Genomic DNA, 18,132 nt, shown 5'->3' on the forward strand with positions numbered 1-18,132 from the left:
CCGTACCGGTTGTCGGTTCACGGCCATTGTCGTCAAGCCGACACCGTGCTGGCAACGGGCGTCGGCCGTTTCGTTGGGGAAAATTCGCAATGGATATCGGCTACTTCCTGAAGCTGATGACCGAAAAGAACGCTTCGGACATGTTTCTGACCACCGGGGCACCGGTCTACATCAAGATCGAGGGGAAGCTCTATCCGCTGGGCAACACCGGCCTGCCGCCGGGCATGGTCAAGAAGATCGCCTACTCGCTGATGGATGAGGGCCAGGTGCCGCAGTTCGAGCGCGAGCTCGAGCTCAACATGGCCATCGCCCTGCCCGATGCCGGGCGCTTCCGCGTCAACGTGTTCAAGCAGCGGGGCGAGGTCGGCATGGTCATCCGCGCCATCCGCAGCCGCATCCCGAGCATCGAGGAGCTGAACCTGCCGCAGGTGCTGAAGGACGTCATCATGACCCCGCGCGGGCTGGTGCTGGTGGTGGGGTCCACCGGCTCCGGCAAGTCGACCTCGCTGGCGTCGATGATCGACCACCGCAACAGCACCACCACCGGTCACATCCTCACCATCGAGGATCCGATCGAGTACCTGCACAAGCACAAGATGTCGATCGTCAACCAGCGCGAGGTCGGCCTGGACACCCATGCCTTCCACAACGCGCTGAAGAACGCGATGCGTGAAGCGCCGGACGTGATCCTGATCGGCGAGATCCTGGATGCGGAGACGATGGAGGCGGCGATCGCCTTCGCCGAGACCGGCCACCTGTGCCTGGCGACCCTGCACTCCAACAACGCCGACCAGACCATCGAGCGCATCCTGAACTTCTTCCCGGAAAGCGCGCACAAGAACGTGCTGATGAACCTGGCGCTGAACCTGCGCGCGGTGATCAGCCAGCGCCTGGTGAAGAACAAGGAGGGCCGACGCCTGCCGGCCACCGAGGTGCTGATCAACACGCCGATGATCCGCGACCTGCTGCGCCGCGGCCAGGTGCACGAGATCAAGGCGGCGATGGAAGCCTCGCTGGAAGAAGGCATGGAGAGCTTCGACCAGTGCCTGTTCCGGCTGGCCAAGGCCGGCACCATCGAGCAGGAGGAAGCGCTGCGCGCAGCCGACTCGCGCGATGGCCTGGCCCTGAAGTTCCGCCTGTCCGAAGGCAGCAGCGGCGAGCACGACCCGTACGCCGATTTTTCGGCGGGCGCGCCCAGCATCACCCACGGCTTCTGATCCCACGAAAAAGGGGACGGAGGGGATTAAGTCGTTTGTGCACTTGCGACTTGATCCCCTCCAATCCCCATTTTCTGAAGAGTTCAGGGGCGGTCTCATCCAATGAGACCCCTCATCCGTAGGTTTCCTCAATGGAAACCATCCGCAAGCTGGCCATTCTGGCTGATGCCGCCAAGTACGATGCCTCCTGCGCCTCCAGCGGCTCGGGAAAGCGCGATTCGCGCGCCAGTGGCGGTATCGGCAGCACCGAGGGCATGGGCATCTGCCACAGCTACACGCCCGATGGCCGCTGTGTTTCGTTGCTGAAGATCCTGCTGACCAACTTCTGCGTCTACGACTGCGCCTACTGCGTGAACCGGGTTTCCAGCAACGTGCCCCGTGCACGTTTCAGCGTGGATGAGGTGGTCACCCTCACCCTGGACTTCTACAAGCGCAACTACATCGAGGGCCTGTTCCTGTCCAGCGGCATCATCCGCAATGCGGACTACACCATGGAACAGATGGTGGAAGTAGCCCGGCAACTGCGCGAAGAGCACCGCTACGCCGGCTACATCCACCTCAAGACCATTCCCGAGGCCTCGCCGGACCTGCTGGCCAGCGCCGGGCGCTATGCCGACCGTCTGTCCATCAACGTGGAACTGCCGACCGAAGCCGGCCTGAGCGCCTTGGCGCCGGAGAAGACGGTTCATTCCATCCGTGGCGCGATGGGGGAACTGCGCTGGCGCATCGAGGAAGCCAAGGAAGCTCGCAAGGCCCCCGCAGCGGTGGCACCGACGGCCAGCCGCAGCACGCGGGCGCGCCCTCCCCGTTTCGCACCGGCCGGGCAGAGCACCCAGATGATCGTCGGCGCGGACGGGGCAAACGACCAGCAGATCCTGGCCAGCGCCGACAGCCTGTACGGCAACTACCGCATGCGCCGGGTCTACTACTCCGCGTTCAGCCCGATTCCGGACGCCAGCCGGCAGCTGCCACTGCAGCCGCCACCGCTGCAGCGCGAACATCGCCTTTACCAGGCTGACTGGCTGCTGCGCTTCTACGGCTACGGCGTGGATGAGATTACCGATACCACCCAGGACGGCATGCTCGACCTGGATATCGACCCGAAGATGGCCTGGGCGATCCGCCACCCCGAGCGCTTTCCGGTCGATCTGAACCGGGCACCGAAGGAAATGCTGCTGCGCGTGCCCGGCCTTGGCGTGCGCAACGTCAAGCGCGTGCTGATGGCACGCCGCCACGGGCGGCTGCGCGTGGCCGACATCGCGCGCCTGAAGGCACCGATGAGCAAGCTGCTGCCGTTCGTGCTGCTGGCCGACCATCACCCGCGCAAAGCACTGGATGATCCGGCGGCGCTGCGCGCGCAGCTGGCCCCGCCGCCGCGCCAGGGTTCGCTTTTCGATGCCCCGTCTGCGTCCTGACGCGCAGCGCTGGTCGCTGCGGGTGGATCCGCCGTGGTCGCTGCAGGCCTGGCGCGATGCTGCGCGCGAAGCGTTGCTGCGCGGCGTTGCCCCGCCGCAGCTGGACTGGCTGGAAGGGAGTGACACGTCGCTGCTGGATGCGCCGGCCGTGCAGCAGGCGCCGATGCTTGCCGATGCCGGTGCACCCAACGTTCCACGTGACTTCCTGGAGCTGGCGGCCACCTGCCTGTGCCATCGCGATCCCCAGCGCCTGGCCTTGCTGTATCGCCTGCTGTGGCGCATCGCCCATGGCGAGCGATCAGTGCTGGGCAACCCCGCCGACGCCGATGTCCTGCGCGCGACAGCCCTCGCCCAGGCCGTCCGCCGTGACACGCACAAGATGAAGGCATTCGTGCGCTTCCGCGAGGTGCCTGGCCAGCCTGATGCGTTCATCGCCTGGTTCGAGCCACAGCACCACATCGTCGACCGGGTCGCGCCGTTCTTTGCGCGCCGCTTCACCGGCATGCGCTGGGCGATCCTGACCCCTTCGCGCAGCGTCGCCTGGGATGGGCAGGCGCTTGCGTTCGGCCCCGGTGCACGGCGCGAGGATGCCCCGGCCGAGGATGCACGCGAGTCGCTGTGGCAGACCTACTACGCCAGCATCTTCAATCCGGCCCGGCTCAACACGCGGATGATGATGCAGGAAATGCCGGCCAAGTACTGGCGCCACCTGCCTGAAGCACAGTTGCTGCCACGCCTGGTGCGCGATGCGGCCGACCGCGTGCAGGAGATGCATGACCGGCCGGCGCAGGCGCCGCAACGCAGGATTCGCCCACGTGCGAACGCTGCGGCGCCGGGAACCGATGCCAGCAGTCTGGACAATCTGCGCGGACAGGCCAGCGCCTGCCGCCAGTGCCCGTTGTGGGAGCACGCCACGCAGACCGTGTTCGGCCAGGGGCCGGCAGGGGCCGAGGTGATGCTGGTCGGAGAACAACCCGGCGACACCGAGGATCTGCGCGGGCAGCCGTTCGCAGGACCCGCCGGCCAGGTGCTGGACCGCGCACTGGCGGAGCTGGGAATCGATCGCGCCCAGCTGTACCTCACCAACGCGGTGAAGCACTTCCACCATGAGCGGCGCGGCAAGGTGCGGCTGCACAAGCGACCGGAAAGCCGCCACATCCAGGCCTGCCGCCCCTGGCTGATGGGCGAGATCGCGCGTGTGCGGCCCAGGGTGATCGTGTGCCTGGGCGCGACAGCGGCAGCCTCGGTGTTCGGTCGTGACTTCGACCTCTCGCGCGACCGCGGACGCTGGCACACCCTCGAAGACGGCACCCGCGGCTACGCCACGGTGCACCCGGCGTGGGTGCTGCGACAGACCGACGATGCCCGCCGCGAGGAGGCCTACCGGGTGTTCCGCGATGACCTGGCCCGATTGCGGCAGAAAGGGGACGGAGGGGATTAAGTCGTAAGTGCATATACGACTTAATCCCCTCCGTCCCCTTTTTTCAGGCGGCGTCGAGCTGGTGTTCCGGGCGGGCGCGGTCGAAGGCATCCAGTGCCTGGCAGGCCGCTTCGATGCGGCGCAGGGTCGGGTACGGTGCCAGGTCCAGGCCGAAGCGGTGGGCGTTGTACAGCTGCGGCAACAGGCAGATGTCGGCCAGGCCAGGACGGTCGCCGTGGCAGAAGGTGCCGGTGTCGCGGCTGTTGGCCAGTATCGCTTCCATCGCGTCAAAGCCTTCGGCGATCCAGTGCAGGGTCCACTGCGTGCGGGCGTCGGCAGGCAGCTGCAGGTCGCGTTCCAGGTACTGCATCACCCGCAGGTTGTTGATCGGGTGGATGTCGCAGGCTACCAGCTGGGCCAGCGCCCGCACCCGTGCGCGGCCGGCGGCGTCGGCCGGCAGCAGCGGCACCTGTGGGAAGCGCTCTTCCAGGTACTCGATGATCGCCAGCGACTGGGTCAGCGTGTGCCCATCATGCAGCAGGGTCGGCACCAGCTGCTGCGGATTGAGCGCGCGATAAGCCTCATGGTGCTGCTCGCCACCGTCGCGCACCAGATGCACCGGCCGCGCCTCCCAGGCCAGGCCCTTCAGCTCCAGCCCGATGCGCACGCGGTAGGCGGCGCTGGATCGCCAGTAGGTGTACAGCACGATGCCGTCGTCGACCGGAATCTCCATCGCCGCCTCCATGCTCAGGGCTTGGCCGCCTGTTCGATGCGCTGCTCGATCGCACCGAAGATGCTGTTGCCGGCAGCGTCGAGCATCTCGATGCGGACCACGTCGCCGAAGGACATGAACGGCGTGCTCGGCTTGCCGTCACGCAGGGTCTCGACCACGCGCTGCTCGGCGAAGCATGAGGCACCCTTGCTGGTGTCTTCGTTGGCGATGGTGCCCGAGCCGACGATGGTGCCGGCACCCAGCGGGCGGGTCTTGGCCGCATGCGAAACCAGCTGGGCGAAATTGAACTGCATGTCCACGCCCGCTTCCGGCGCGCCGAACCACTGGCCGTTGATGTGGGTCAGCAGCGGCAGGTGCACCTTGCTGTCCTGCCACGCAGCGCCCAGCTCGTCAGGGGTGACGAACACCGGCGACAGCGCCGAGCGCGGCTTGGACTGCAGGAAGCCGAAGCCCTTGGCCAGCTCGCCCGGGATCAGGTTGCGCAGCGAGACATCGTTGACCAGGCCGACCAGCTGGATGTGGCCGGCGGCCTGTTCCGGGGTGGCCGCCATCGGCACATCGTCGGTGATCACCACGATCTCCGCTTCCAGGTCGATGCCGTAGTCCTCGCTGACCACCCTGACCGCATCGCGCGGGCCGTAGAAACCGGCGCTGGTGGCCTGGTACATCAGCGGGTCGGTGTAGAAGCTCTCCGGCACCTCCGCACCACGGGCGCGGCGCACGCGCTCGACATGCGGCAGGTAGGCGCTGCCATCGACGAACTCATAGGCACGCGGCATCGGCGCTGCCAGTGCCTGCGGATCGAGATCGAACACGCCATCGGCGTCGCCGGCGTTGAGCGATTCGTACAGGGCGTTCAGGCGCGGTGCGATGTGGCTCCAGTCCTCCAGGGCCTGCTGCAGGGTGGCGGCAATGCCGGTGGCGCGCACGCCGTGGCGCAGGTCGCGCGAGACGACGATCAGGGTGCCGTCGCGGCCGCCTTCCTTCAAAGAACCAAGCTTCATGGGTGGGTGTCCGGAGTCGTGGGCAAACAAGTTTCAAGTGTAATCAAATCTGCGGCGGCGCCAAGCTGCAGCGCGGCATCGGCCCACCCTACCGTAGTGGGGGGTTCGGCAGGGCTTGCAGCCCTGCACCTGCTTCAAGCCAAGGCAACAGCCGACGCAACAGCAACAGCGGGCATTCCGTGGGATGGCGAGGCACTGTGGGTTTGCGGGGACGCCGTAAACCCATCCATGGGGGCTTGGTCGCGGCATCCATGCCGCTCACACCCCGCAAACCCACAGTACCCCGCCTTCGACAGTAGGCCGGTGGCCAGTAGATCCACGCCCTGCATGGATGAAATCTGTCAGATATCGAATGAAATTCCGGGGTCAGATCCGTTTTCCTGCGGAAAACGGATCTGACCCCATGCCATTCCGACAGATCGCAGGAAACTGTCGAAGGGGGGGTGGGTCCGGTGGCGGGAGTGTCCGCGGCATGGATGCCGCGGCCAAGCCCCCAGGGACGGGTTTACGGCGTCTCCCGCCACCGGACCCACCCCGCCATCCCACAGGAAATCAGCTTTTGCCGTTGCCATTGCCATTGCCCTGGCCTCTGCGGGTGCAGGGCGCAGCCCTGCAGAGAGAACCCCTACCTGAACAGGCCTTTTTGCGTGAAGTCTCAAACATCGTTTAGACTTGCGCGGTCTGCAGCGGCCGTCCGTTTCCCTTCGGGATCGCCGGCGACCAGGGTCCGCCCTCTTCGCCCGCCCCCACTCCGACGCCGTTCGTCACGCATTCCAGCCTGCGCTTCGTGCCGGCTGCACCCAATTCTCGCAGCGCGGTTCACGGGAACGCTCCGAGTCAGCCGATCACTTTGATCTGCCCCCGTCTGTCCGTTCGGACAGGCGTTTCTTGTACCTGGAGCAATCTCAATGTCTTTTGAATCGCTGGGCCTGGCGCCCTTCCTGCTGCGTGCGCTTGCCGAGCAGGGCTACGAAAACCCGACCCCGATCCAGCAGCAGGCGATCCCGCTGGCGCTGGCCGGTCGCGACCTGCTGGCCGGCGCACAGACCGGTACCGGCAAGACCGCCGCGTTCGGCCTGCCGCTGCTGCAGCACCTGGGCACCGCCTCGCAGGAAGTGCGTGCCGGCCCGCGCAAGCCGCGTGCGCTGATCCTGGCCCCGACCCGCGAACTGGCCACCCAGGTGCATGACAGCCTGCGCGGCTACAGCAAGTACCTGCGCATTCCCAGCGCCTGCATCTACGGCGGCGTCGGCATGGGCAACCAGCTGGACATCCTGCGCCGTGGCGTCGACCTGCTGGTGGCCTGCCCGGGCCGCCTGATCGACCACCTGGAGCGTCGCAGCGTCGACCTGTCCGGCATTGAACTGCTGGTGCTGGACGAAGCCGACCGCATGCTCGACATGGGCTTCCTGCCGTCGATCAAGCGCATCCTGGCCAAGCTGCCGAAGCAGAACCGCCAGACCCTGCTGTTCTCGGCAACCTTCGAGGACAACATCCGCCAGCTGGCGCTGGAGTTCATGCGCAACCCGGAACAGATCCAGGTGACGCCGAAGAACACCGTGGCCGAAACCATCACCCATCGCGTGCATCCGGTCGATGCCGGCCGCAAGCGCGACCTGCTGCTGCACCTGCTGGCGCAGGACAGCCGCGAGCAGACCCTGGTGTTCGCCCGTACCAAGCATGGCAGCGACAAGCTGGCCACGTTCCTGGAAAAGTCGGGCATCAAGACTGCGGCGATCCATGGCAACAAGAGCCAGGGCCAGCGCCTGCGTGCGCTGGGCGACTTCAAGGCCGGACGCGTGACCGTGCTGGTGGCCACCGACATCGCCGCGCGCGGCATCGACATCAACGAGCTGCCGAAGGTGATCAACTTCGACCTGCCGATGGTGGCCGAGGACTACGTGCACCGCATCGGCCGTACCGGCCGCAACGGCGCGACCGGCCAGGCGATTTCGCTGGTGGCGCAGGATGAAGTGAAGCTGCTGCGCGCGATCGTGCGCCTGCTGGGCCGCGACATGGACATCCGCGATGTGCCGGGCTTCGAACTGCAGACGCCGATCCGCTGGGGCAACAGTGCGCCGGGCAAGGCCGAGCACGATACCGGCGAGCGCGCACCGCGCAAGAGCCACGCACGCCGTCCGCACGGTGATGCGCCGCGCCATGCGCATGCCGGCCCGAAGAAGGCCGGTGGCGGCCGCCGCGAGGGTGGTGGCAACGGCCAGCAGCGTGCGGGTGCAGGCGCCGGTCAGGGCCAGCGTCGTGGCGGTGGCGGTAATGGTGGCGGCCGTGGCCGCGGCCAGGGAGGCAACGGCGGCGGTCGCGCCGGCTGATCACAGCTGACAGCTGTTGTGCTTCCCGTTGCGCGGGAGGCTATCGAGGGACGGCGCTGACGCGCCGTCCTTTTTTGTTGCTGGCTACCGGGTGATGAAGCACGCGGTGGCGGTACCGAGGGCGGATGGGCATGGGGCAGCGCAGAACACGCTGTAAATACGTCCATGTAAGCCGAAGTCGCGATTCCTGGCTGTGCTTTTGCTTTTGCCCTTGCTCCCGTCTTGGGGTCTGATGCGTCCGCGCCCGCAGGAAACCGTCGAGGGGCGGCCGGGCGGGCTGCGCAGGACCGTTGGCGCCATGGATGGCGCCATCGAGCCCCCAAGGACGGGTTTACGGCGTGTCCTGCGCAGCCCGCCCGGCCGCCCCCACACGCATCAGTCAAGGCGCCAAACGCCTCAACCCCGCGCTTTACTCGGATTCACCAGATTCCCGAAGAAGATCGCGTTGATCAGCAGCCGATCCGTCCCGTGCCAGTACTTGCGGTGCGCCGGGTCATCGGCAAACAGCACCACGTTGCCCTGCCCCTGCGCCGACACCAGCACCCACGCGCTGCCCGCCACCCGCGCACGGTTGCGCTCGGAAAGATAGCCATTCACCCGCGGCGGTGTGTCGATGCGTACCACCGTCGAGAACGGATTCGTGCTCGGCTGCAGCGTCACCGTGCTCTCCTTGTTGATCGCCAGTTGCCGGCGCGGCACGCCAAACGCCAGCGGATGACTGGTGTCCACATCGGCGCTCAGGATGTTGCCGCTGACCCGCTCGATCGCGGCGATGTCGCGCTGGTCACCGAATGCACGGCGGCTCTCGTCGGCAGTCTCTTCTTCCTTGCCGAGCTTCTCGCCGTCGGCCAACTTCTGCTCGATCGCCCACTTCGAGGCACTGCCGTAGGTAACCAGCGAGCCACCCGCCTGCACCCAGCGCTTCAGCGCAGCCACCGCCGTGGTATCGACGCCGGTGTAGCTCCCCCCGGACAGCACGATCGTGGTGTAGCGGTCCAGGGACACTTTGCCCAGCTGCTGCGGGTCCAGCTTGCTGGCAGGCAAATGCAACTGCTGGTCGAGCAGGAACCAGGCCGAGCCGATCTCGGTGGCGGCCACGCCCTCACCCATCACCAGCGCAACCGCGGGTTTGCGCAGCGCCTTGACGCCGTCACTGCCCAGATCGATGCCTTCGCGGCTGCGGCCACTGGACAGCGCGTGCACCTGCACACCTGCCTCGCGCGCGGCCGATGTCACTGTCTCAAGCAGCGCCGCGCCCTGCAGCGTTTGCCCGGCAACCGGAATCACCAGGCTGCCGGCGGCGAAGCTGACGTCGCCCTGCGCGGTCGCCGTGGTGAACGGCTGGAATGCCGCACGTGCGCTCACACCCTTGCCCTGCAGCGCGGCCAGCGCGCGCCCGGCGTTGTAGTCGCGCCAGTCGATCGCGTAGGCGAACCCGGCCTGACCACCCAGCACCGCGCCCTGCTGCGCCGGCAACGCAGTCACGCGTGCGCCGCCCTCGATACGGCTACGGCTGCCGGCGAAAGCCACGCCGTAGGCCGGTGCGATCGCATAGCTGGTGCTGCCGTAGAACACATCCCCCTTGATCGGCGGTGTCTCGGCAAAGATCGAATGCACCAGGCGGAACTGCGCCTGCTGCACCTGCACCACGTAGGCGCTGCCGGCATCGAAGCGCTGCCCATCGACGGTGACTGCACGCTCCAGCGCACGTACCTCGATGCGATGCAGCAGCAACAGTTCCAGCAGGCGACGGGTCAGTGCCGGATCGTGCGCGTCGCCGAACACGAAGCTCTTCACCGGCTGCTGTGCGGCCTGCTTCAACGCGCTCTGGAAGAACTGCTTCTGCAGGTCGAACAGGCCACTGCGCTCGGCCACTGCACCACGCACCGTGCCCAGCCCGGTGGCGACCTGGTTGCGGATGGTGAACGGGAAGGTCAGCAGGCCATTCACCGATTCCTGCACGCGGCCACGTGAACTGGCCTGCTCGACGGTGACGCCGACCGCGCCGTGGAAGTCCGGATAGGTCGAGCCGTACACCGGCGAGAAGTTGTCGAAATTCTCGCCGGTGTAGTACAGCGAACCCAAGGCATCCAGCGCCTGCGCGTGGTACTTGGCCAGGGTGTTGTTGAACTCGTACGACGGCGCCGGAATCAACGGGCTGTGCATGCTCTTCGGCGAAGGCTCGAAGTAGTACGTGCTGTCCTTGCCCATTTCGTGGAAGTCGATCTGCACGTTCGGGTACCACTGGTGGAACACCTCCACCTTCGGCCGCGAGTCCTGCTGGGTCAGGGCCAGCCAGTCGCGGTTGAGATCGGTGAAGTAGTGGTTGGTGCGGCCCTGCGGGAACGGCTCGACGTGCTCCTTGTCAGCCGGGTCGGCCGAGGCCGGATCGGAGGCCCACGCGTTGTGCCAGTTGGCGGCGCGATCGCGACCGTCCGGATTCTGCGCCGGGTCGAACAGCACCACCGCCTGCTGCAGCCATTGCTGGGTCTCGGCACTGCGGTTGGCCACCAGGTAGTAGGCGGTCAGCATCGCCGCCTCGGCGCTGGAGGTCTCGTTGCCATGCACGCTGTAACCCAGCCACACCACCACCGGGCTGTCGCCCGCCGCACTGCGCGGCTGCGCCGGATCGACCAGGGTCGCGTGCTGCTGGCGGATCTGTTCCAACCGCGCGTGGTTGCCGGCAGCGGTTACCGTGGCGATCAGCAACGGGCGGCCCTCGTAACTGCGGCCGATCTCGCGCACGCTGATCTTGTCCGAGCGTTTCGCCAGTTCCTGGAAGTACGCCACCAGCTGGTCGTGCCGGGTGTAACGGCTGCCGATCGGGTAGCCGAGGAACTGCTCGGGTGTGGGAATGGACGTATCGAACGCGGCCGCGTCGACGGCCTGCGGGAAGAAGTACGCACTCTGTGCCTGCGCTGGCTGCGGGCAGGACAGTGCGGTGGCGGCGGCGATCAGCAACGGAAGAACGGCACGACGATGCAAGGACACGGTGACTCCCCAGGACACAACGGCAGACGGTCGCGCGGCCGGCTCCCTGAAGAAACCGGCCGCAGCGGATGGATCAGAAGCGGTAATCGAAGCCCAGCGTGAAGTAGCGGCCGCGCAGGTCGTACTGGCTGAAGTCGTATGGCGCGCGGATGCCCGGGAACGAAGCGTCGTACGGCGGCGTCTTGTCAGCGAGGTTCTGCACCTTGGCATACAGCGTCAGCTTGTCGATGCCGGTGTAGCCCAGGTACAGGTCGTACTGGCTATAGCTGCCGACGCGCTGCTGCACGGCCTTGGCTGCGGTGCTGGCTTCCTGGCGGTAGCTGCTGGTGTAGTACCAGGTTACTGCGGCGTTGAAATCACCGTACTTCCAGTCCAGCGTGGTGGTGGCCTTGTCCTTGGGCAGGGTCGCGCCCAGGTTGCTGCCGGCGTAGTCGACCAGCGGGCCACCGACCACGGTCGGGCGACGGTAGTCGCGCACGTGGGTATAGGCCGAGGACACGGTGAAGTCACCCAGCGCCGCGGTCGGGATGCGCTGGCGCAGTTCGACGTCGATACCCGAGGTCTTCAGCTCGCTCAGGTTCTGGTAGCGGTTGTAGACCGCCTGCAGCTTGCCGCGCTCATCGCGCTGCACCGCGCCAGCCACGTTGTCGTTGACCAGGGTCTGGGTATTGTTGGTGCCCACCAGGTTGTCCAGCTGGATGCGGTAATAGTCCACGCTCAGGTTGGTGTTGGCCCACGGTGACAGCACCACGCCGAAGTTCACGCTCTTGGTTCGCTCCGGCTTCAGTGCGTTGTTACCGACGGTGAAGAAGGTCGGGTTCTGGCGCGAGCCCGGCACGTCCGGATCACGCGGATCAACCACGCTGCCGTAGGCGATGCTGGTGCTGTTGGAGTTTTCCGACAGCGACGGTGCGCGGAAGCCCTTGGAAGCGGACGCACGCACCAGCAGGACATCCAGGGGCTGCCAGCGCAGGCCGATCTTCGGCGAGAATGCATCGCCGAAATCGTCGTAGTGGTCGGCGCGCGCGGCGGCGGACAGCTCCAGCGTCGAGGCCAGCGGCACGTTCACTTCGGCGTAGGCCGCACTGACCTGGCGCTTGCCGTGTACTTCGGCAATGGCCGGGCGCACCTGCAGGCCGGCATCGATCTGCCACGGGTTGTTGGAGTCGAGCTTTTCGCGGCGCCACTCGGCACCGGCCGCGAAGCCGATCTCACCCGCCCAGGTATGGCCCAGGCTGCCGGAAATCTTCGCATCGATACCCTGCAGCTTGGATTCGGCCGGACGCAGCGTGGCGATGTTGATCGAATCGCGCACCGACTGCGGCGTGGCCGCCGGGTTGAGCAGGTTGTAGCTGCCGGTGGCCAGCGCGTCGGCCAGCGCCCAGCGATTGGCGAAGCCGCCGGACACGCTCTCGCGCTCGCTGCTGCGTGCGCCGAACGCGGCCACTTCCCAATCCCACGACGCGGTGGTGCCACGCAGGCCGAACACGCCGCGGTAGGCGGTGGAACGGTTGGTCTTGATCGTGCCGCCGAGGTCGAAGAAGGTGTACTCGATCGGGATCGCGCGGCCGTACGGGTTGTACGGATTGTTGGCCGGCAGCAGCGACGACACCGGCTCGGCCAGGCCGCTGTTGGCGTTCAACGCGAAGCGGCCGCTTTCCAGGGTAAAGAACGGGCTGCTGCCGAACCAGGCGGCGCTCTTGATCTGGCTGTACAGCACTTCGCCGAAGGCCTCGACGTTGTCGTTCAGGCGGAAGGTGCCGTTGGCATAGGCCTGGTAACGCTTGGTCGAGGGGATCAGCGTGGTGAACGGCGCCTGGTTGAAGCCGCAGGTGTCACCGGACCGGCCATCGATCGGCGCGCTGGCAACGCGGGTGCTGCCGGCCGGGCAGTTGCCGTTGGCGTCGAGCATCGGCACCGACACGCCGTTGATGAGGTAGCGCGCGCCCTTGGCCGACCAGCCGTTCCAGCGGCCACCGGGCTTGTCGGTGTAGATGCCACTGCGGGTCAGGTTGCGCTCGTCCTGGTCCAGGCGCTCGCGGTTGTAACCCTGCAGGCTGAAGAGGATGTTGTAGCCGTCGGTGTCGAGATCACCGAGGCCGCCGACGAACTTCAGGTTCTGCTCGTGCAGGCCGCCCTGGTCGGCACCGCCGAAGCTGCCGCCGATCTCGGCGCCTTCGAAGTTCTGCCGGGTGATGATGTTGACCACGCCGGCCACGGCGTCGGAGCCGTACACCGCCGAGGCGCCGTCCTTGAGCACTTCGATGCGCTCGACCGCGACCAGCGGCAACGCGTTGAGATCGACGAAGGTGTCGGACAGGCCACCGGCCGGGAAGCCGTAGTTGGCCAGGCGGCGGCCGTTGAGCAGCACCAGCGTGTTCTTCTGCGACAGGCCGCGCAGGCCGATGCCGGCCGAGCCGGAGGCCCAGCCGTTGTTGGTGGTTTCGTTGGCGGCGTTGCCGGTGTTGGCCGAGATCGAACGCAGCACGTCGGCCACGGTGGCCTTGCCGGTCTGTTCCAGCTGCTGGCGACCGATCACCTGCACCGGGTTGGAGGCCTCGGTATCGGTGCGCTTGATGTTGGAACCGGTGACGCGCACGGCGGCCAGGGTATTGGCGTCGCCAACGGCGTCGGTGGAGGTTTCGGCGGCGGCGGACAAAGGCGCGGCCAGAGCGACGGCCAGGGCCGCCACGAGCAGGGTGTGCTTGGGCATGACGATGTGGGGGAGGTGGTGAGGACGACGAAGTTCCGCAGTAGTCCATGCCTGGCCGGCGCCCGGCCAATAACATCTCTTCATACGGATATAAGAGAAACTATCATCTCTTCATCCGGATGGAAAGAGTAACTTCACGGAAGACCAACGTCCGCTCAGGCTGCCGGGCCGCCTGCGGCGTACAATTGCGCCATGGAAATCTTCAAAGTCTTCATGCTCGAGGCGGCGCACCGCCTTCCCAACGTGCCGCCGGGGCACAAGTGCGCGCGCCTGCACGGCCACTCGTTCCGGGTGGAACTGAAGGTCGAGGGCGAGCCCGGCGCGCAGACTGGCTGGATCATGGACTTCGGCGACGTGAAGGCGGCTTTCCAGCCGATCTATGACCGCCTGGACCATCACTACCTCAACGACATCCCCGGCCTGGAGAACCCGACCAGCGAGAACCTGGCGGTGTGGATCTGGAATGAACTCAAGCCCAGCCTGCCGGCGCTGAGCGAGATCACCGTGCACGAAACCTGCACCTCCGGCTGCCGCTACCGCGGTCCGACGTCCTGATCAACCCATTGATCTTAAAGCTTTTTCAAAGGCGCCCTGAGCGCCTTTGTTATTTTTGTTGCATTGCCGCATCAAGGGCGTATGCTGCATTGCATCAAGCCACTCCCTGATGCCCCCATGGCCGCCGCCTTCAGCGATCGCTTCAGTGATGCCACCCGCCAGCTCGCCGCCGCGGCAACGCGTGCGAACCGGTTGGCGTTGGAGAACGCGGAAAGCATGTTCGGCGTGCAGTTGAAGGCGATGGAGCGCAACCTGACCGCGACCGGCGGCTGGCTGGGTGAACTGGCCCGCAGCGACGACGCGGCCGGGATGCTCAACAAGGGCGCACAGCTGTGGCAGGACAACCTGCAGCGGCTGGGCCGGGCCCAGCAGGATGTGGTCGGTCTTGGCCTGCAGGCCAGCAAAGCGTGGTCCGAACTGGTGCAGGGCTACAACGAATCAACGGCGGACGCGAGCAACCACTGACGCGACGCAACGCTCATTGCGTGGGTCCCTCCCCCCACGCAATCCGGACCCGGCAGATCCCTCCCTCTGCCGGGTCTTTTTTTGCCTGGCGTTTGGGTATCGAAGTGAGTCTTCGCCCGACGTCTCGGCCGGCTGAAGGGCCCCGACGAGGCTCGGTGTGCGGTGAGGAGAGCGCAGCACGCGCGGCCGCCATTCAAGGAAGCGCCGACGAACTCCGAACGCAGGGCGGAGGCCCTTGCGTACGAAGTAAAGGGGGAGGTGACGGCCAACGGCCGGCGCCGGAGGACATTCGTACGCAAGGGCATCCGCCCTGCGCCGCGCTGAATGAATCCGCGACACGCGTGTCTTCATCCGACGTCTCTGCGGCTGAAGGGCCCCGACGAGGCTCGGCGTGCGGTGAGGAGAGCGCAGCACGCGCGGCCGCCTTTCAAGGAAGCGCCGACGAACTCCGAACGCCGGGCGGATGCCCTTGCGTACGAAGTAAAGGGGGAGGTGACGGCCAACGGCCGGCGCCGGAGGACATTCGTACGCAAGGGCATCCGCCCGGCGCCGCGCTGAATGAATCCGCGACACGCGTGTCTTCATCCGACGTCTCTGCGGCTGAAGGGCCCCGACGAGGCTCGGCGTGCGGTGAGGAGAGCGCAGCACGCGCAGCCGCCTTTCAAGGAAGCGCCGACGAACTCCGAACGCAGGGCGGAGGGCCTTGCGTACGAAGTAAAGGGGGAGGTGACGGCCAACGGCCGGCGCCGGAGGACATTCGTACGCAAGGGCCTCCGCCCGGCGCCGCGCTGAATGAATCCGCGACACGCGTGTCTTCATCCGACGTCTCTGCGGCTGAAGGGCCCCGACGAGGCTCGGTGTGCGGTGAGGAGAGCGCAGCACGCGCAGCCGCCTTTCAAGGAAGCGCCGACGAACTCCGAACGCAGGGCGGAGGCCCTTGCGTACGAAGTAAAGGGGGAGGTGACGGCCAACGGCCGGCGCCGGAGGACATTCGTACGCAAGGGCTTCCGCCCTGCGCCACGCAGAACACGCCGCGAAGTAACCTCAGCGCCCGTGATTACCGTGCCAGTGCTGGTGCCACGCCTGGAACATCAACACGTTCCACAGGTGCGTGTGCCACTTGCGCTCGCCGCGCACGAACGCTTCCCAGATGCCGCGCACCCGTGCCGCGTCGAAGCAGCCCTGGTTGCGCAGCAGCTGCGGGTCCAGCAGCGCCTCCGCCCAATCGCGCAACGGACCGGCCAGCCAGCGCGCCATCGGCGGGCCAAAGCCGCGCTTGGGACGGTACACCAGCGGCTCGGGCAGGTAGCGTGCCAACAGGTGCTTCAGAATCAGTTTGTGTTCGCCATCGTGGTACTTCAGGTGCTGCGGCAGGCGCCAGGCCAGTCGCACCACCTCCATGTCCAGCAGTGGCGCGCGGGTTTCAACGCCCGCCGCCATGCCCGCGCGGTCAACCTTGGCGAGGATGCCCTCGGCCAGGTCCATGCGGAAATCCAGCAGCTGGATGCGCGCCTCGGCCGGCAGCGCCGAGTCCTGCTGCTGGAAGATCGTCACCGGTTCACGCGCGCCCAGCACCACCTGCGCCGGCTGCCGCCAGCGGGTCACCCGCTGCAGGTAGTGGCCTTCCACATCGTTGGCAGCAACCTCGGCCACCAATGCACGCCATCCACCCAGGCGACCACGCTCGGCGTTCAAGCGATTGCCGCTGCGCCGCGCCAGGTCGCGTACCCAGTCCGGCAAGCCACCGCACAGGCGCGCATTGCGCAGCGCGCGGCCATAGCTGGGGTGGCCGAAGAACAGTTCATCGCCACCGTCACCGGTCAGTGCCACCGGCTTGCGCGCCCCCAGCAGTTCACTGGCCAGCAGCGTCGGCAGCTGCGAGGCGTCGGCGAAAGGCTCGCACCAGACCTGCGGCAGGCGCTGCAGCAGGTCCAGGCCCTGGCGCGCATCCATGCGGTGCAGGTGGTGCTGCACCCCCAGGTGACGCGCGACCTGCGACGCCCAGTCGCTCTCGTCATGTCCCGGATCGTCGAAGCCGACCGTCCATGCTTCGATCGGCAGGGTGGATTGGGCCTGCATCATCGCCGTCACCAGCGAGGAGTCGGTGCCACCGGACAGGAACGCGCCACAGGCCAGCGGCGAGTGCATGCGTGAAGCGATGGCTTTCTGAAGTACCGCCTCAAGCTGGTCGGTGGCCTGTTCCAGACTCGGCGCCGGTTGCTGCGGCTCCTGCAGTGCACTCTGCATCGCTTCGCGTGCGCACCAGTAACGCGCGCCCCCCTGCGCGGCCTGGCTGGAGCAACCCGCGGCATGGTCGCTGAGATCGATGCGCAGCATCGCGCCCGCCATCAGCTTGTGGATGCCGCGGTAGATGGTGTGCGGCGCCGGCACATAGTCGTGGCGCAGCAGCAGGCTCAGCGCATCCTGGTCGATGCTCGGTGCGAACCCGGCGAAGGCCTGCAGCGCCTTCAACTCCGAGGCGAACAGGAACTGGCCCTGGTACCAGCCGTAATACAGCGGCCGCTCGCCCACCGGGTCGCGGGCCAGCCACAGCACGCGCGACTCGCGGTCCCAGACGCTGAAGCCAAAGGCGCCCTCGATACGCGCCAGCGCCCGCTGCACGCCCCATTCGACGATCGCCTGCAGCAGCAGCCGTGCATCGCTGCAGCTGCGTGGCAGATCGCGCAACTGCGCCTGCAGGTCAGCGCGGTTGTACAGGCGGCCGTCCAGGCACAGCACGTAGCGACCGCAGCCCGAGCTCAGCGGCTGCAACGGCGTATCGGTCGGCGCCCGGCAGTGGCCCAGCGCGAGGCCGGCCTCGGCGTCGGTCCAGTAGCCGATGCGGCCACGCCCACGCTGCTGCAGCGCCCGCAGCATCGGTGCCAGCTGCTGCAGCAGCTGCTCGTCCTCGGCGGGCGGCAACCAGGCCCCGACCACGCCGCTCATCGGGAGCCTCCGCACTGGCGGCGGCGGGACGGGTTCAGCAGGCAAGAGGCGGCGGGCGACATGGGGACGGCACGCGGAGCGGAGGAGACTCCATGCTCGGCGCCGGGCCGCGCGGCGTCAGTCGCTTTGCTGTCAGCGATCGTCACCCGCCGTATCACGAAGGTAACGCTTTGTAACAGCCTCGGGCTATGCTCAACGCCAAGCTGTTGCCAGGCCTGAAGCGCGGCCCCAGCGCCAGCAACCCCGGCTGAATGGCGCCCACCCGCTGTACCCGGTCGGCCCGCAGGCTGGGATAGCATCGCCGCGCTCGTGCCGTGGCGGTACGTTTGCGTCCACGGAGGCC

Annotated in this window: 11 protein-coding genes; 6 read left to right on the top strand and 5 right to left on the bottom strand. The window is 67.0% G+C overall.

Annotation, left to right across the window (positions count from 1 at the left end; all coding sequences use genetic code 11):
• Positions 1-89 precede the first annotated feature (89 nt).
• The 3 genes from KXV01_RS16370 (at position 90) to KXV01_RS16380 (ending at position 4,073) form a co-directional block, all read left to right on the top strand.
• A complete protein-coding gene (locus tag KXV01_RS16370) occupies positions 90-1,217 on the top strand; it encodes a PilT/PilU family type 4a pilus ATPase (protein ID WP_049416904.1) in 1,128 nt (375 codons plus the stop codon).
• Between the two features lie 131 nt (positions 1,218-1,348).
• Positions 1,349-2,632, top strand: coding sequence for a putative DNA modification/repair radical SAM protein (locus tag KXV01_RS16375; protein ID WP_235647366.1), 1,284 nt, complete (start codon positions 1,349-1,351; stop codon positions 2,630-2,632).
• Entirely contained in the window at positions 2,613-4,073 is a 1,461-nt protein-coding gene (locus KXV01_RS16380) for a UdgX family uracil-DNA binding protein (protein WP_263467940.1), read from the top strand. The genes KXV01_RS16375 and KXV01_RS16380 overlap by 20 nt, the downstream gene beginning before the upstream one ends.
• A gap of 43 nt (positions 4,074-4,116) precedes the next feature.
• Here the strand turns inward: KXV01_RS16380 and maiA are convergent, their stop codons facing one another.
• Positions 4,117-4,785, bottom strand: coding sequence for a maleylacetoacetate isomerase (gene maiA / locus KXV01_RS16385; RefSeq protein WP_049414451.1), 669 nt, complete (start codon positions 4,783-4,785; stop codon positions 4,117-4,119).
• A gap of 14 nt (positions 4,786-4,799) precedes the next feature.
• Entirely contained in the window at positions 4,800-5,789 is a 990-nt protein-coding gene (locus KXV01_RS16390; RefSeq protein WP_099486317.1) for a fumarylacetoacetate hydrolase family protein, read from the bottom strand.
• A 908-nt stretch (positions 5,790-6,697) separates the two neighbouring features.
• Here KXV01_RS16390 and KXV01_RS16395 point away from each other — a divergent pair.
• Positions 6,698-8,119 carry a DEAD/DEAH box helicase gene (locus tag KXV01_RS16395; RefSeq protein ID WP_049414254.1) on the top strand — a complete coding sequence of 474 codons (1,422 nt, stop codon included), beginning with the start codon at positions 6,698-6,700 and terminating at the stop codon, positions 8,117-8,119.
• Positions 8,120-8,515: 396 nt separating this feature from the next.
• On the opposite strand, the gene KXV01_RS16400 is transcribed toward KXV01_RS16395, so the two are convergent.
• Positions 8,516-11,110 (bottom strand): M14 family zinc carboxypeptidase, encoded by a 2,595-nt coding sequence (locus KXV01_RS16400; protein ID WP_263467941.1) that lies wholly within the window; start codon positions 11,108-11,110, stop codon positions 8,516-8,518.
• Positions 11,111-11,183: 73 nt separating this feature from the next.
• Positions 11,184-13,823 (bottom strand): TonB-dependent receptor, encoded by a 2,640-nt coding sequence (locus tag KXV01_RS16405; RefSeq protein ID WP_164283733.1) that lies wholly within the window; start codon positions 13,821-13,823, stop codon positions 11,184-11,186.
• A gap of 192 nt (positions 13,824-14,015) precedes the next feature.
• Here KXV01_RS16405 and queD point away from each other — a divergent pair, with 192 nt between their 5' ends.
• Together queD and KXV01_RS16415 are read left to right on the top strand one after the other, a co-directional pair.
• Complete coding sequence (queD, locus tag KXV01_RS16410; RefSeq protein ID WP_049414818.1) at positions 14,016-14,378, top strand: 6-carboxytetrahydropterin synthase QueD; 363 nt, start codon at positions 14,016-14,018, stop codon at positions 14,376-14,378.
• Between the two features lie 117 nt (positions 14,379-14,495).
• Positions 14,496-14,843, top strand: a complete 348-nt coding sequence (locus KXV01_RS16415; RefSeq protein ID WP_049440089.1) for a phasin family protein — start codon at positions 14,496-14,498, stop codon at positions 14,841-14,843.
• Positions 14,844-15,887: 1,044 nt separating this feature from the next.
• Here the strand turns inward: KXV01_RS16415 and asnB are convergent.
• Positions 15,888-17,789: an asparagine synthase (glutamine-hydrolyzing) gene (gene asnB / locus KXV01_RS16420; RefSeq protein ID WP_164283731.1), complete on the bottom strand. Its 1,902-nt coding sequence runs from the start codon at positions 17,787-17,789 to the stop codon at positions 15,888-15,890.
• Positions 17,790-18,132 lie beyond the last annotated feature (343 nt).

It is taken from the genome of Stenotrophomonas sp. Ps181 (assembly GCF_025697425.1).
Lineage (GTDB): Bacteria > Pseudomonadota > Gammaproteobacteria > Xanthomonadales > Xanthomonadaceae > Stenotrophomonas > Stenotrophomonas sepilia.